The sequence below is a fragment of the Curtobacterium flaccumfaciens UCD-AKU genome (assembly GCF_000349565.1).
GTDB lineage: Bacteria > Actinomycetota > Actinomycetes > Actinomycetales > Microbacteriaceae > Curtobacterium > Curtobacterium poinsettiae.
On sequence record NZ_KB714612.1, the window covers coordinates 1 to 660 of the forward strand.

The following is a 660-nucleotide window of genomic DNA, read 5'->3' on the forward strand; positions in this document are numbered from 1 at the left end:
ACGGGTGCCCCGACGCGTCCCCGCGCTGATCCCGAACGAGGAGGAACCATGCAGCACGACCCCCATGCGAACACGCAGGTCACCGAGGTGGCCCTGCCCGCAGCACTGACGGAGCCGCTGCCCGACGACGCGAGCACCGCGACGATCGTCGCGCGCACCGCGGCGGAGACCGCACTCGGCGTGCCCGGCGTGCACCACCTCGGCGGGATCGCCGCCCGTGCCGCCGACCAGCTGCGGAAGCAGCTCGGCCGCTCGGCCGGTACCGCCGGCGTGCAGGTCGACGAACAGGACGGCGAGCTCAGTGTCCAGGTCGCCGTCGTCGTCAGCTACCCGCACCCGGTGCTCGACGTCGCCGCCGAGGTCCGGCAGCAGGTGAGCGCAGCGACGCGCCAGCTGTCCGACCTGCACACCACGGTCGACGTGCGCGTCCTCGACGTGCACGGCCCGTTCGACGACGAGCAGTCCCCGCTGGGTCGCGCCGCCGAGCAGACGACCGACGCCCTCAAGCAGGCGGCCGAGTCGACCGGCGACGCCGTCAAGCGGGCCGCCGAGACGACCGCGGACGCCACGAAGCGCGCTGCCACGGCCACGGCGGACGCGACGAAGCAGGCTGCCGACGCCACCGCTGACGCCACCAAACAGGCAGCGTCCGCCACCGCG

Annotated in this window: 1 protein-coding gene; it reads left to right on the plus strand. The window is 74.4% G+C overall.

Annotated elements, in window-relative coordinates; all coding sequences use genetic code 11:
- Nucleotides 1–48: 48 nt before the first annotated feature.
- On the plus strand, nucleotides 49–660 hold a 612-nt coding region (locus H489_RS26805; protein ID WP_017886819.1), incomplete at its 3' end, for an Asp23/Gls24 family envelope stress response protein.